Source organism: Bradyrhizobium sp. STM 3561 (assembly GCF_045571455.1).
GTDB lineage: Bacteria > Pseudomonadota > Alphaproteobacteria > Rhizobiales > Xanthobacteraceae > Bradyrhizobium > Bradyrhizobium vignae.
The window spans coordinates 3,674,747-3,687,094 of sequence record NZ_CP120695.1 but is presented as its reverse complement, the minus strand read 5'-3'; the positions used below and the strand labels follow the sequence as shown (position 1 = coordinate 3,687,094).

Genomic DNA, 12,348 nt, shown 5'->3' with positions numbered 1-12,348 from the left:
TTCCCTGCGCAGTGGTTTGACGGCTTATGTCGTGCTCTTGTGTCCAGAAAATCTGCCAGAATGTGCGAACGGGCGGTTCTCGCAAAACCGCCCGTCGCTGGATCTGAGCCCGTTCGTGCTCAAAGGCCTTGAGCCTGTCGGGGAGCGAGGGACAGATCCGGTGGTCTTCCTCAACCCGAACAGTTGCATGGGCTTCGAGCCCGAACCGAGCAAGGAAGAGAGTAGATGATGGCACAAAACGACGTCCTTGTCGCTGGCATCGACGTGGCCAAGGACAAGGTGGATGTGTGCATTCGCTCATTGTCACAACGGCAGACGTTCGCGAGCAGCCCAGAAGGTCGGCGAGCGCTGATCCGCTGGCTTCGCAAGCACAAGGTCGGCAAAGCCGCCATGGAGGCTTCCGGTGGTTATGAGCGGGAGTGGGCCAAGGTGCTACGCCAGGATGGTATCGAAGGCTTGGTGGTGGATCCAAAGCGGGTGCGCAACTTCGCCAAATCGGCTGGACAGCTCGCCAAGAACGATCCGATCGATGCGGAGATGATTGCCTGGTTCGCCGAGACCTTCATTGAGGCAAGGGGGCAAGCCTACGATGCGGCACGCGAGAAGCTGGCGCAGATCGTGAGTGCGCGCCAGGCTCTGATTGACGTGCAGACGAGCTTGCGAAACAGGACGGAGCATTCCACTCCTGACGTCGTGCAGAAGATGCAAAATCGCCTGCTGAAGCGGCTCGCCGCCGAAATTGCCAAGCTGGAAGCAGCGATCGCAGCCCTGATCAAGACCACACCGCGTTTTGCCGAACTCGCCGAGATCATCGAGAGCGTACCAGGTCTTGCCGGGGGCACATCCGCCGGACTGATCGGGGCGATGCCGGAACTCGGCCAGATAGGCAACAAAGTGGCCGCGGCCCTGCTGGGTGCTGCGCCTTATGACGACGACAGCGGCAAACGTCGGGGCGTCCGTCATATCCAGGGCGGACGCCGCAAGGTCCGCAACGTCTTCTACATGGCGTCCATGGGAGCCGCGACCCGGCATAACCCCGTGCTCAAGGCCTTTTACGATCGCCTGATCGCCAAAGGCAAGGAGCCGAAGGTTGCGCTCACCGCCTGCATGCGCAAGCTGATCGTGATCCTGAACGTCATGATCGCACGCGGCGAGAAATGGGACGCCGGCCGGTACGAAGTGAGCAACTCCGCTCGGCTTCCGCCGAGCGCTTGCACGCCCTGAAGACCGGCGAGCGGACGGGGTCAAGGCCGGAAGCCGCCGGAGGCGGTGGCGCGCCAGCGCCAGCCTTGAGGCCGGCCGATCGCCGGGCTACTTCAACACAGTTGCTCCTCGGGGAGCGATGCACTATTGCCCCCGTCGCCTTGCGGATGGCTGATGCACGTGCCCGGTCGGGCCGCCACATCACCGCAACACTTGGCGCACAGACCCCGGGCGCCAGGACCACACGATTTTGCCGTACGCGAACCGCACCCGTCGTTGGCGCGAGGTCTTCGCTCACGGTTGCCCGCCCTGCAAAACCCTTCGCGCCGGTGCAACCCACGTCCACCGCCGTCCGGCCCGCGTTCGTGACGATCGCGATACGCCCCTCTTCCTTGGGCCGGATTGCGGCGAGACATACGTCGTTTCCGAATTTCGGTAAAGCGGAATATTTTTGGCCGGGTGCGTTGACCCATGGCTCGCGTGTTTTGCCCGACGGTCAACGCAAGGGATTGTGGCCGGGCTGTTCGATAAGGTGCGGCCGGCTGCGCAAGCAGCAGGACCGCTGACGCACGAAAGCCCACCATCCATTGCGGGCGGTGGGCCTTCGAGGCAGACGATCTTACCAGCGATAGCTGCCGGTCAGCGTGCCGTTGTTGTTGCCGTCAGGGCCGACATCGCCCTGCGTCGAGCTCGGGGTTGAATGGTTGGTGCCATTGAACGCACCGTAGGGCCTCGCGACGTCAGGATAGTACGCGCGCGGTTGAACCGGTTCGTAAGGGGCCGTGCGGTCCCAGCCCGCGCGCGGTCCATACCAGTCGTAGCCCTGCGCCGAGGCGGCCGCGGTGCCCGCGATGAGCGATGCCGCGATCAGGCAGAGGAGTTTTGACTTGTTCTGCATTGGAGATGCTCCTTGCTTGTGTTGAGGCCAACGGTTGCACTGCGGGAGCGTTCCGGCAGTATGGGCCGGTGAGCGATCAACTCCGATCAACTGGATATGAAGCGCCTGCCGCGGAACGAAGTGGCTGAAATGAGACGCGAATTCCGGGCATTCTGCTGCACGTTGCTTCCAGTTAACCGCGTGCCTTAACCAATAATTAATTATACGTTTGCGGGTGGGCGACAGCCCGGCCTAGCCTCTCGCGGGGAGCCGCTATCGCAAAGCCGAACGAGTGTGGTGCGTATCATGATTGTCAGATCACATGGGGCGTTGTTCGCCTCGCTCAGCGCAGCCGCGCTGCTCCTTAGCTCCAGCGACAGTTTTGCCAGACCGGCTGGCGCCGCGGCGCCCGGCGTCGTGACCGCCGCGCCGCCGGCTGCAACACGTCCGCCGATCGGGTCGGGCGCCCGGTTCCACCGCCGCAGCGCGCCCTGGGTCTATTGGCCGGGCGGCGGCGGATTCTTCTACGACGGCGCTGCTTCTTACAGCCAGCCCTTCGTCGATGCCGGCCAGCCGCTCTCCACCGACGTGCGTTACACCTACACCTACGATGTTCCCTGGGACTGGACGCACCGCTATCCGCCGAACGTCGTGCCGTCCGACCGGCCCTATGTACCGAGCTGCCCGACGGAGCAGGTGACGGTGCCCGGCCGCGGCGGCAGCGAGCACACCGTCAACATCATGCGCTGCTACTGAGCGGCGGGTTCCGCTCAGCTAAAGCGCGATGAGATTTGGATGAATCGTCATCGCGCTTTAGCTTGTTGTTTACGCATGATCTTTCCGGAAAACCGCTTCGCACTTTTCCGGATCATGCCTTAGCCCAGCTCGAAGCTGGTCACGCCGAAGATGCGGTCGATGCGCAGCGGCGGGATCGGCCCCGTGTACATCCGTGCCGTCTCGAATACCGGCTTGAGGCCGAGCTGCTCGGCGAGCGCGACGGCGCCAGGATTGACGGCGGGGACATCGAGGAAGACCTCGCCGCCGCCTGCGCTTCCCAGCAGAGCCTGCACGACCGCCTCCGCGGCCGCGCGATCGTCGGCGACGAGCGGGCCGATCTTGCAGCCCGTCCGGCACGGACGAATGAGGCCCCACGCGGCGAGCCTGCCATCGCGCAGCAACGCGCGGCCGACGTGACCGGGTGTGTTGATCCAGGCGCGCAGGAAGGCGCTGCGCCTGGCCGGGAAGACGGTGGCGTCATCGGCTTCAACAATGGCAAACGGGATCTCGTCGAGGCCGACGACCTCGGCAGACGATCTCGGTGGCGCGGTCACGACGCCGCCATAGCGGATATTGGCGTAAGCCAGCTGGAAGCCGGACTTTCTGTAATTCTCCTGCTGCGCGACGACACCATCGAGCCCGATGACGCGCGTGCCCGCATGCGCGATCGCCGCGTTCCAGATGCGCAGGCCATGGCCCGCACCGCGAAAGGGCTCGCGCACGATGTAGAAGCCGAGGAAGGCGAAGCGGTCGCCGTAATTGACACAGGAGACGGTCGCGACCGGCTCGCCGTCGATCTCGCCGACGAAGAAGCCTTGCGCATCGGGTATCGCGAAGCAGGCGGCGTCGGCAAGGCCTGGATTCCAGCCCTCTGCCGCGGCCCAGTCGATGGCGATTGTGATCTTCTCGGGGCGCAAATTGCGGATCTGCAAATCGCTCATGACGAACGCTCTCGGCGATGGACCTGACGGCAAGTCCGGCGGTAGAAGGCCTCATGATAGGCGGGGCCTGCGGCTCGCCTCAACACGGGGATGATTGATCATGGCAGCAGAGAAGGTTGCGCTCGTTACCGCCGGCGGCAGCGGCATGGGGGCGGGGGCTGCGCGACGGCTGGCAGCGGACGGGTTTCGCGTCGCGATTCTGTCGTCCTCGGGCAAGGGCGAGGCATTGGCTGCCGAGCTCGGCGGCATCGGCGTCACCGGCTCGAACCAGTCGAACGACGATCTGAAGCGCCTCGTCGACGCTGCGATGGCGAAGTGGGGACGGATCGACGTGCTCGTCAACAGCGCCGGGCACGGGCCGCGTGCGCCCATCACCGAGATCACCGACGAGCAGTGGCACACCGGACTCGACACGTATCTGCTGAACGTGATCCGTCCGACCCGGCTGGTGACGCCACTGATGCAGGCGCAGAAGGGCGGCGCCATCATCAACATCTCGACGGCCTGGGCGTTCGAGCCGAGCGCGATGTTCCCGACCTCAGCGGTGTTCCGCGCCGGTCTTGCCGCTTTCACCAAGATATTCACCGACACCTACGCCGCGGACAATATTCGCATGAACAATGTCCTGCCGGGCTGGATCGACAGCCTGCCGCAGCAGGACGCGCGGCGCGACAGCGTGCCGATGAAGCGCTACGGCAAGGTCGAGGAGATCGCGGCGACGATCTCGTTCCTGGCGTCCGACGGCGCAGCCTACATCACTGGCCAGAACATCCGCGTTGACGGCGGACTGACACGCTCGGTCTGACATACGCAACTTCGAATCGCATTGGCGCGGCCGCCGAGGTGAAGGGCAATTTCAACCTCACCGACACCTTCGCGGCCAGCGACGGAATCTAGGGCGATCCGCGATACACGCGTCGGCTGGACCGCGGGCGTCGGCACCGAATATGCCTTCGGCGGCGGCTGGTCGCTCAAGGCCGAATATCTCTATGTCGATCTCGGCCGCAGTACCCTGAACAGCACCAATCTGGTCGCGGGTGTGACATCATACCCCGGGAACGTCTACACCCACTCGGTCGACATCAAGTCGAACATCGTGCGCGTCGGCGTGAATCACAAGTTCGGTGGACCCGTCGTCGCCAGGTACTGAGCTTCATCCCGTTCCGGACCTGGCGTGGCAAGCCCCGGCTCGGCCGGGCTTTCCGTTTTGACGCTCAGCCGCCGTGCGGCGCGATCAGCTGCGCCAGCGCGGGCAGGATCTTGTAGCGCGCGATCTCGTGCGGGTACTCGCCGCGATTGGCGAGCAGGACGATGCCGATCCGCCGCGCCGGCACGAGACCGATATAGCCGGAGGCATTGTTGAGGCCGCCAGGCTTGTCGACGACGGTGACACCGGGCAGGCGCACCGTCTCCCAGGCCATCGCTTGCCCGAACCTGTCGTCGACGCGAAAAGCCTCACGCTGCGCCAGCCGCAGTGCTTCGCGCAGATGCGGATCGATCGCTCGGCCATCGACGCAGGCCGCTACGAATGTCGCGAGGTCGCGCGCCGAGGAGAACATCTGGCCGGTGCCGGGGAAGTCGAAATAGCTCTGCTGGTCGCCGATCGGACCGATCGCCATGCCTTGATCCGAATAGCCCTGGACCGCACGCTGCATCCAGTCCGCGTCCATGATGGCGCGATTGTCCTCGCCGCGTTCGGGGACGCAGGTTGCGGTCATGCCGAGCGGTCCGAGGATACGCTGTTGGAACAGGGGCGCGATCGGCATGCCATAGCGGCGCTCGAGCACGAGTTGAAGCAGAACGTAGCCGGCATGGGTGTAGACGCGCTGTCGGCCGGGGGCGACGCCGGGGGCCGGTGCGAACGCGTTCAGCATCCCGATGAACTGCGCGCGATCGTACTGCTCGTTCGGCCATGGCGGATGGTCGGTCGGCAGCAGCAGCCCCGAGGTGTGTGCGACGAGCTCGCCGACAGTGACGCGGCGGATGTACTCGCCGGTCAGCTCGGGAAGGTATTTCGGCAGGCGATCGTCAAGGCGCAGTTCGCCGCGCAGCGTGCCGAGCGCCACGAGTGTCGCCTCGAACGGCTTTCGCAATGAGGCGAGATTGAACAGCGTATCCGGCGTCACCGGTCGTTTGGCGGCATCATCGGCAAAGCCATAGGTGAAGAACTCGAAATGGCGGCCGGCATAAAGAGCGGCGGCGAGCCCGCCTGCATGGTCCGGCGTTGCGGTCGGCGCCAACTCGTTCGCGACGATGTCGCGCATCTGCGCGATCATGTCGGAATCCGCGAAGGCGCGGTGCGACCCGCCCAACGCGATCGCCAATGGAACGAGCGCAGCCCGGGCGAGAGCCCGGCGAGTGAGATGATACGGTTGAGTGACAATAGGCGGCACGTGTCTCGACGAACGATCATACGCCCCGAGCCTGTCTTTAACGGGAAATGCCCCGCGTCCCAATTCACGATTGCGCGTTGTGGGTTCCGCAGCGTGGGCTGAAATTACTTAGCTCACGAGCTAACAATTGTTTGACACGGCGCGAACCCGCTCTATAGTTAGCTCCATGGCTAACCAATCCTCCCGCCTCGACCGGATTTTCGCAGCGCTCGCCGACCCCACGCGGCGGGCGATCGTGATGCGGCTGTGTGCGGGCGAGGCGTCGGTCGGCGAACTCGCTGATCCCTTCGACATGGCGCTGCCGAGCTTCATGAAGCACATCCACGCGCTGGAGACGAGCGGGCTCGTTTTGTCGGAGAAATCCGGCCGCGTGCGCACCTGTCGCCTCAGCCCGGATGCGCTTGTCGGCGCGGAGGATTGGTTCCAGCAGCAGCGCGCGGTCTGGGAGGCGCGGCTCGACCGGTTCGAGGACTACGTGATGAAGCTCAAGAAGGAGAGGGCGGGCGCCAAGCGGCCGTCCCGAACAACCAAACGGAAAGGTTCCTGATAATGACGAGTTCTGCCAATCCCGCTCTGTCGCAATGGTCGCTCGACCGCGAGATCGTGATGTCGCGCGTGATCGACGCGCCGCGCGATCTGGTGTTCGAGGCGTGGTCCGACCCGAAGCATCTGCCGCAATGGTTCGGTCCGAAGGGATTCAAGGTCGAGACCTTCGAGATCGACGTGCGCGTCGGCGGCGTCTGGCGCTTCAACATGATCGGTCCCGATGGCACGGTCTATCCGAACCGCATGCGCTTCCGCCGCATCGAGCGGCCGTCGCTGATGGAGATGGATCATGGCCTCGACCAGGATGACGATCCCGGCATGTTCCGCTTCACCGTCACCTTTGCCGAGCAGAGCAACGGCAAGACCGTGCTGATGATGCGCCAGCTGGCCTCGAGCAACGAGCAGCGCGACGGCATGATCGGCTTCGGTGCCGTCGAATACGGCTACCAGACGCTGGATAAGCTGGCGGCGTATGTGGCGGGGATGAAGGGATGAGACGAGCTGATCGTTCGGGGGATCGCCGCTTCGCATCATCCCCGAACGACGGATGACCACCCTGAACGCGCTCAAGATTCATCCTTCAGCAGCTCGAAAAATGGATGCGGCTCCGGCGGAGAGGATTCGCCGGGGCCGCATTCGCGCGCGGCCTTCGGTCGTGATCGACGTTCGATGCAGCCTGTCGATGGTGCGGCTAGCGCCGAGGGACGTTGCCGCTAGACGGCGGAGTCATCTCGTTGCGCATGCCCCTAGGGCTGGAAGCGCCTTGTCCGCCGCGCTCAACATGGCTGATGTCGCCACCGCCGCCAGTTCCTGAAGTTCCGGCGCCACCATCACCCGAGGATGCGCCGGTTCCGGCTCCTGCGGCGCCGGCGCTACCTGCACCTGCACCTGCGCCTCCAGCCGCACCTGCGCCCGCACCGGCGCCGCCACCGGCTCCGCCGCCGGCGCCGCCCGCACCTTGCGCGAATGCTCCGCCCGAAGCCGCGGCTAGTATCGCAGCTGTGATGATTGTCAGAATCGTCTTGCGCATGTCGTTTCTCCGTGAGGTTCAAGACGGACCAATCACGCGCGTCGCCAACCGTTCCTGCGCTTGCCGATGTGAAGGCGCGGCAATGTCGTCAGATCGCCCGGTCCGAAAATCGGAACACTGGCGCCGGAGTCCGTCCCGCGCCGCCGGTAGGAACGATCGTGGCCCTCCGGCTTTGCCGATGATGACGCACATCATGTTCAGCGACTACCGCAATCCCGCCGCGGAGCAGGCTTACGAGATCGCCTGGGACTTTCTCGTGCGTACGGGCGCCATCTGCGACGAATTCGAGGCCTGCGTGTTCCTGGCGCAGCGTATCACGAGGATGGTCGAGGAGGGGCAGACGAACCGGATCCGCATGGCCAACCGCGCGATCTCCGAATATCAGCGCCATGTCGGCGAACGCGACGACTTCATCCGCAGCGGCGGCCGCCGTGCCGGAAGACAATGAACCCCAAGGTTCATGTCCTCTTGCTTTGCTTGCGTGTCTCAACCGCCGGTCCCTCCTGCCCGACGATGGTGCGGATACCGTCAGCGAGCGCCGCGATGCGCGGACCGATCTCGCCCTCGAGTTGTCCTGGCTGCAGCCGGAACGCGGGGATGCCGCAATTGATCGAGAACGACTGCTTCGATTCGCGCACATGAAACAGCGGCGCAGCGACCGCATGGATCGAAGCCATGTACTCGCCCAAGCAGGAGCAGAAGCCGCGGCTTTTGCATTGTGCAATCCCGGCGCGGTATTTGTCGCGAAAGGCCGACCATAGCCCGGCGTCTTCGGCGGCGATGTTCCGTTCCAGCCGGTCTGCATCGGCCGGCGGCAAGGTCGCCGCCGCTGCGCGACCCATGGCGGTCATCACGATCGGAATGGGCATGCCGATGTCGGGCACGTGCGGGCCGACATCGCCGGAGCGCGCGGTCTCGACATAGATCATCGAGGTGGCGTCGAGCAGGCCGATCGAGACCGTGCCGCGAACGCTGTGCGCCAGCTCCTGCATCATGGGCCGCGCCACTTGGCGGAATTGCATTCCGGCAAGCAGAGGGTACGCCATCCGCAGCGCCCGCGCACCGACGCGGTACTTCGCCCGCTCGGCGTCGTAGCGGAGGTAGCCAAGCTCGGCCAGCGTGTGGGTCAGCCGCGCCACCGTCGGCCGCGGGATGCCCGTCAGCGTCGAGAGCTCCATGTTGCCGAGCAGCGTGCTCCCCGCCTCGAAGGCCTCGAGCACGACGAGCCCTTTTGCCAGCGTGGTGGCGAAAGCGGCGTCATCGGTGCTCTCCGCCAGCACTGCGGCGGCGGAGGAGAGCGGACGTCGCGGCTTGGATGAGTCAGTCGGGACCATTCCTAATTATCGGACTGGCAGGTCATTCTTGTCCAATAAATTCGCAGAAGACGCATAGATTGTCCGAAAAGTGGACAGAGGCTTGCATTTCACCATTCCGCTGGAGGACGCGCTTGACCGACCGACCACACAAATTGTTGTCGTGATTGCATGTCGTCTTGTGACAGGATTATTACGACGGCATGTCAGGTCGATGATTTTGCGGAGCGGTTCATGTTGCAGTGGCAGGCGCGGTCAAATCCCCTCGCGTGGTGGTGGGGATCCCTCACGCTTGTGAGCAGCGCCAATATTCTCGTCTGGTTCATGCTCTATCGCGAGTTCTACCCGACACCTTCGGCCAGCCTCAGTGGCGGCTCGGATATCGGGCTGATGTTCCTGCTGTGCGCCGGCTATGTGTTCGGCTGCGCCTTCCGTTCGGTGCTGCCGCGCGCCGACGTGCAGCGCATCTGCCTGTTCGACACCTGGCTCTCCAGCGTCTTCGTCGGACGCTCGGTTGCGACCGTGGCCGAGGTGTGCTTCGCCGCGCAATGGGCGATCATCCTGCATCAGCTCGGCACCATGACCGGCGCGGAGACGGCGGTGAACATCGCGCTCGTGATCGTGCCCATCATCATCATCGCCGAGTGCTTCTCCTGGTACGCTGTGGTCACCACCAATTATCTCTACAACGCGATCGAGAATTCGCTGTGGGCGGTGACCTTCTTCCTCGCCGGCATCGCTCTGTGCCGCCTGATGCCGGAATTCCAGGGCGTGGTGCGCTGGGCGCTGATCGCTGGCATCGTCGGGATTGCCTGCTTTCTCGCCTTCCTCGTCACCGTCGACGTGCCGATGTATCTCAGCCGCTGGCGGGCAGGGCATCAAGAGGGCAACAAATTCCTCGGGCTCGTCGAAGGCCTGCACGACGTCGCGACACGTTGGGTGGTGACCCACGACATCGCGCATTGGAAGGGCGAGCTGACCTGGATGTTCCTCTATTTCAGCGCCGCCGTCTGGTCGAGCCTCGCGCTCTGCGCACTCTATGCCATGGAAGGCTATCTGGCGCGTTATCTCGCCTGACGGTCAGATTCGTGTTTGACGCGTTTTCTTGACGCGAACCGGCATCCACTGCGCTTGAAAACGCTTTACTTGCCGACCAGGCTGCATTTGCTACGATCGAGCGGACGAAAGGCTTGGTCCGGCGGGATCGTCGCGACCAGCTTGACGAAGTCCCACGGGCCCCTGGATTCCTCCGGAGTCTTGACCTGCACCAGATAGAGATCGTGCACCATGCGTTGGTCCTCGCGAATGCGGCCGTTAGTGGTGTAGGCGTCAGATACCGGCATCGCCCTCATTTTGGCCATCACGACAGGGCCCTCGTCGGAATCGATGTCCTTCACGGCTTGCAGATAGTGGCGCACGGCGGAATAGACGCCGGCCTGGATCTGCGACGGCATCGCCTTGCGGCGAGCATAGAACGCATCGGAGAATTTCCGGGCTGCCGGCGAGACATCCTCGAAGAACGAGGTGACGATGAGATCACCGCGCGTGGCCTTCAGGCCCACGGCCTCGATGTCAACGTTCTGGAACGACATCGGCACAATCTTCATGCCTTGATCGGCGAGCCCGAACTCCTCGGCCTGCTTGATCGCGGTTGCGTTATCGCCGGCAACGTTGATGGCCAGGATCTTGGCGCCCGACGACTGTGCCTGGAGCAGGAATGAGCTGTAATCGGGCGTGCCGAGCTGCGCTTTGACGCTGCCGGCGACCTTGCCGCCGAGCGCGGCGATGCGGTCGCGCGCGGTCGCCTCGATCGAATGGCCGAAGGCGTAGTCGCCGGTGATGAAGAACCAGGGCTCCTTGCTGGTCTGCATGATGCCGGAGACCACGGCGGTCGCCGTGGAATAGGCGTCCTGGGTCCATTGCACGCTGGTTGGGGCGCACGCTTCGTCAGTCAGCTGGTTCGCGCCGGCGCCGGAGACGAGGAATATCTTGCCGTTGCCGCGCACCAGCTCTTGCACCGCAAGTGCCGCGCCGGAGCTGCCGCCATCGGCGATTGCCTGAACCCCGTCGCTGAACCACTTGCGCGCGAGGGATGCGGCGAGATCCGGCTTGTTCTGGTGATCGGCCTGCAAAATCTCGATTGGCTTGCCCTTGATCTTGCCGCCGAACTCCTCCGCGGCCATCCGCGCCGCTTCGACCGAGCCCGGGCCCATGGCGGTCGCGAACACGCCGTTCATGTCGGTGAGGACGCCGATGCGGATGGCGTCGCCCTTGATCTCGGCCCGCGCAGCGGAGCCCGCGAGAGCGAGTGTAATCAGCAGGATTGCGGGGGAGGTGGTGCGGGTCGTGCCCATGGCGTTTCCTTAAGTCTATCGTTGATTGATCGGTGTTGACGGTCGAGCTGGTTCGGCGATCACCGTGTTGCGCAAGGTGCCGATGCCGGAAATCTCGACTTCGACCGTGTCGCCGGGGCGCATCCACAGCGGCGGTGTGCGCTTGGCGCCGACACCGCCCGGCGTGCCCGTAACAATGACGTCGCCGGGCAAGAGTGGGCAGATGGTGGAGATGTAGGCGATCAGCTCGGGGATGGCGGTGATCAGGAGATCCGTCGTGGTGTCCTGCACGACGTTGCCGTTCAGCCGGGTCTGCAGGGTGAGCTTTGAAGGATCGGGAATCTCGTCCGTCGTCACCAGCCACGGACCGAAACTGCCGCTGTCGGCAAAGGTCTTGCCGGCGAGGAATTGACTGGTGTGGCGCTGCCAGTCGCGGATGCTGCCTTCGTTGTAGCAGGAATAGCCGGCGACGTAGTCGAACGCGCGGTCGGCCGGAATGTGACGGCCCGCCTTGCCGATCACGAGCGCGAGTTCGCCTTCATAGTCGAAGTCGTCGCTCACTTTCGGCTTCACAATGGGCTGGAAATGGCCGACCTGGCTACAGGCGAAGCGGGCAAACAGGGCCGGCTTTTCGGTGATGGTACGGCCGGTCTCGGCCACGTGATCGCGATAGTTGAGGCCAACGCAGATGATCTTGCCGGGATCGGGGATCACCGGCGCGAAGCTGATCTTGTCGAGCGAATGATCGGGCGCCACGGAGACGGCCAGCCTTGCCGCCTCGGCGAGGCGTCCGGCTTCGAGCAGCTGCCGCAGCGTGCTGCAGGCCGGCATGCGGGCGCCGAGATCGACGACGCCATTGTCCTTGAGGGCTCCGAAGGAGGCGCGTCCGTCGGCGATGAATGAGAGCAGCTTCATGAGATGTCCTTGTGGGTTCG

General features: G+C 64.2%; 13 protein-coding genes and 1 pseudogene. 8 read left to right on the top strand and 6 right to left on the bottom strand.

Annotated elements, in window-relative coordinates:
* Positions 1-225: 225 nt before the first annotated feature.
* Entirely contained in the window at positions 226-1,224 is a 999-nt protein-coding gene (locus P6U28_RS17425) for an IS110 family transposase (RefSeq protein ID WP_122402735.1), read from the top strand.
* Between the two features lie 598 nt (positions 1,225-1,822).
* Here the strand turns inward: P6U28_RS17425 and P6U28_RS17420 are convergent.
* Complete coding sequence (locus P6U28_RS17420) at positions 1,823-2,101, bottom strand: hypothetical protein (RefSeq protein ID WP_122402761.1); 279 nt, start codon at positions 2,099-2,101, stop codon at positions 1,823-1,825.
* A 285-nt stretch (positions 2,102-2,386) separates the two neighbouring features.
* On the opposite strand from P6U28_RS17420, the gene P6U28_RS17415 reads away from it, so the two are divergent.
* The gene (locus P6U28_RS17415) at positions 2,387-2,836 is read left to right on the top strand and encodes a hypothetical protein (protein WP_162500235.1); all 450 of its coding nucleotides are present in this window, start codon (positions 2,387-2,389) and stop codon (positions 2,834-2,836) included.
* Between the two features lie 119 nt (positions 2,837-2,955).
* Here the strand turns inward: P6U28_RS17415 and P6U28_RS17410 are convergent, their stop codons facing one another.
* Positions 2,956-3,798 (bottom strand): GNAT family N-acetyltransferase, encoded by an 843-nt coding sequence (locus P6U28_RS17410; RefSeq protein WP_122402762.1) that lies wholly within the window; start codon positions 3,796-3,798, stop codon positions 2,956-2,958.
* A 100-nt stretch (positions 3,799-3,898) separates the two neighbouring features.
* Between P6U28_RS17410 and P6U28_RS17405 the strand changes: the two genes are divergently transcribed.
* Positions 3,899-4,603 carry an SDR family oxidoreductase gene (locus tag P6U28_RS17405; RefSeq protein ID WP_122402763.1) on the top strand — a complete coding sequence of 235 codons (705 nt, stop codon included), beginning with the start codon at positions 3,899-3,901 and terminating at the stop codon, positions 4,601-4,603.
* Positions 4,600-4,948: pseudogene (locus tag P6U28_RS17400) on the top strand (outer membrane protein); the annotation flags it as partial. The gene P6U28_RS17405 and the pseudogene P6U28_RS17400, both read left to right, overlap by 4 nt.
* Before the next feature lie 64 nt (positions 4,949-5,012).
* Here the strand turns inward: P6U28_RS17400 and P6U28_RS17395 are convergent.
* Complete coding sequence (locus P6U28_RS17395) at positions 5,013-6,074, bottom strand: serine hydrolase (RefSeq protein ID WP_162500236.1); 1,062 nt, start codon at positions 6,072-6,074, stop codon at positions 5,013-5,015.
* A gap of 283 nt (positions 6,075-6,357) precedes the next feature.
* On the opposite strand from P6U28_RS17395, the gene P6U28_RS17390 reads away from it, so the two are divergent.
* From P6U28_RS17390 to P6U28_RS17380, 3 genes are all read left to right on the top strand, one after another.
* The gene (locus P6U28_RS17390; protein ID WP_122406609.1) at positions 6,358-6,738 is read left to right on the top strand and encodes a helix-turn-helix transcriptional regulator; all 381 of its coding nucleotides are present in this window, start codon (positions 6,358-6,360) and stop codon (positions 6,736-6,738) included.
* A 2-nt stretch (positions 6,739-6,740) separates the two neighbouring features.
* A complete protein-coding gene (locus P6U28_RS17385) occupies positions 6,741-7,232 on the top strand; it encodes an SRPBCC family protein (protein ID WP_162500237.1) in 492 nt (163 codons plus the stop codon).
* A gap of 716 nt (positions 7,233-7,948) precedes the next feature.
* Positions 7,949-8,215 carry a hypothetical protein gene (locus P6U28_RS17380; RefSeq protein ID WP_122406611.1) on the top strand — a complete coding sequence of 89 codons (267 nt, stop codon included), beginning with the start codon at positions 7,949-7,951 and terminating at the stop codon, positions 8,213-8,215.
* Between the two features lie 10 nt (positions 8,216-8,225).
* On the opposite strand, the gene P6U28_RS17375 is transcribed toward P6U28_RS17380, so the two are convergent.
* A complete protein-coding gene (locus tag P6U28_RS17375) occupies positions 8,226-9,101 on the bottom strand; it encodes an IclR family transcriptional regulator (RefSeq protein ID WP_122402765.1) in 876 nt (291 codons plus the stop codon).
* Between the two features lie 213 nt (positions 9,102-9,314).
* On the opposite strand from P6U28_RS17375, the gene P6U28_RS17370 reads away from it, so the two are divergent.
* Positions 9,315-10,157: a hypothetical protein gene (locus P6U28_RS17370; RefSeq protein ID WP_122402766.1), complete on the top strand. Its 843-nt coding sequence runs from the start codon at positions 9,315-9,317 to the stop codon at positions 10,155-10,157.
* 65 nt (positions 10,158-10,222) lie between these two features.
* On the opposite strand, the gene P6U28_RS17365 is transcribed toward P6U28_RS17370, so the two are convergent.
* Both P6U28_RS17365 and P6U28_RS17360 read right to left on the bottom strand, forming a co-directional pair.
* The gene (locus P6U28_RS17365; RefSeq protein WP_122402767.1) at positions 10,223-11,434 is read right to left on the bottom strand and encodes an ABC transporter substrate-binding protein; all 1,212 of its coding nucleotides are present in this window, start codon (positions 11,432-11,434) and stop codon (positions 10,223-10,225) included.
* Between the two features lie 15 nt (positions 11,435-11,449).
* A complete protein-coding gene (locus P6U28_RS17360) occupies positions 11,450-12,328 on the bottom strand; it encodes a fumarylacetoacetate hydrolase family protein (protein WP_122402768.1) in 879 nt (292 codons plus the stop codon).
* Positions 12,329-12,348 lie beyond the last annotated feature (20 nt).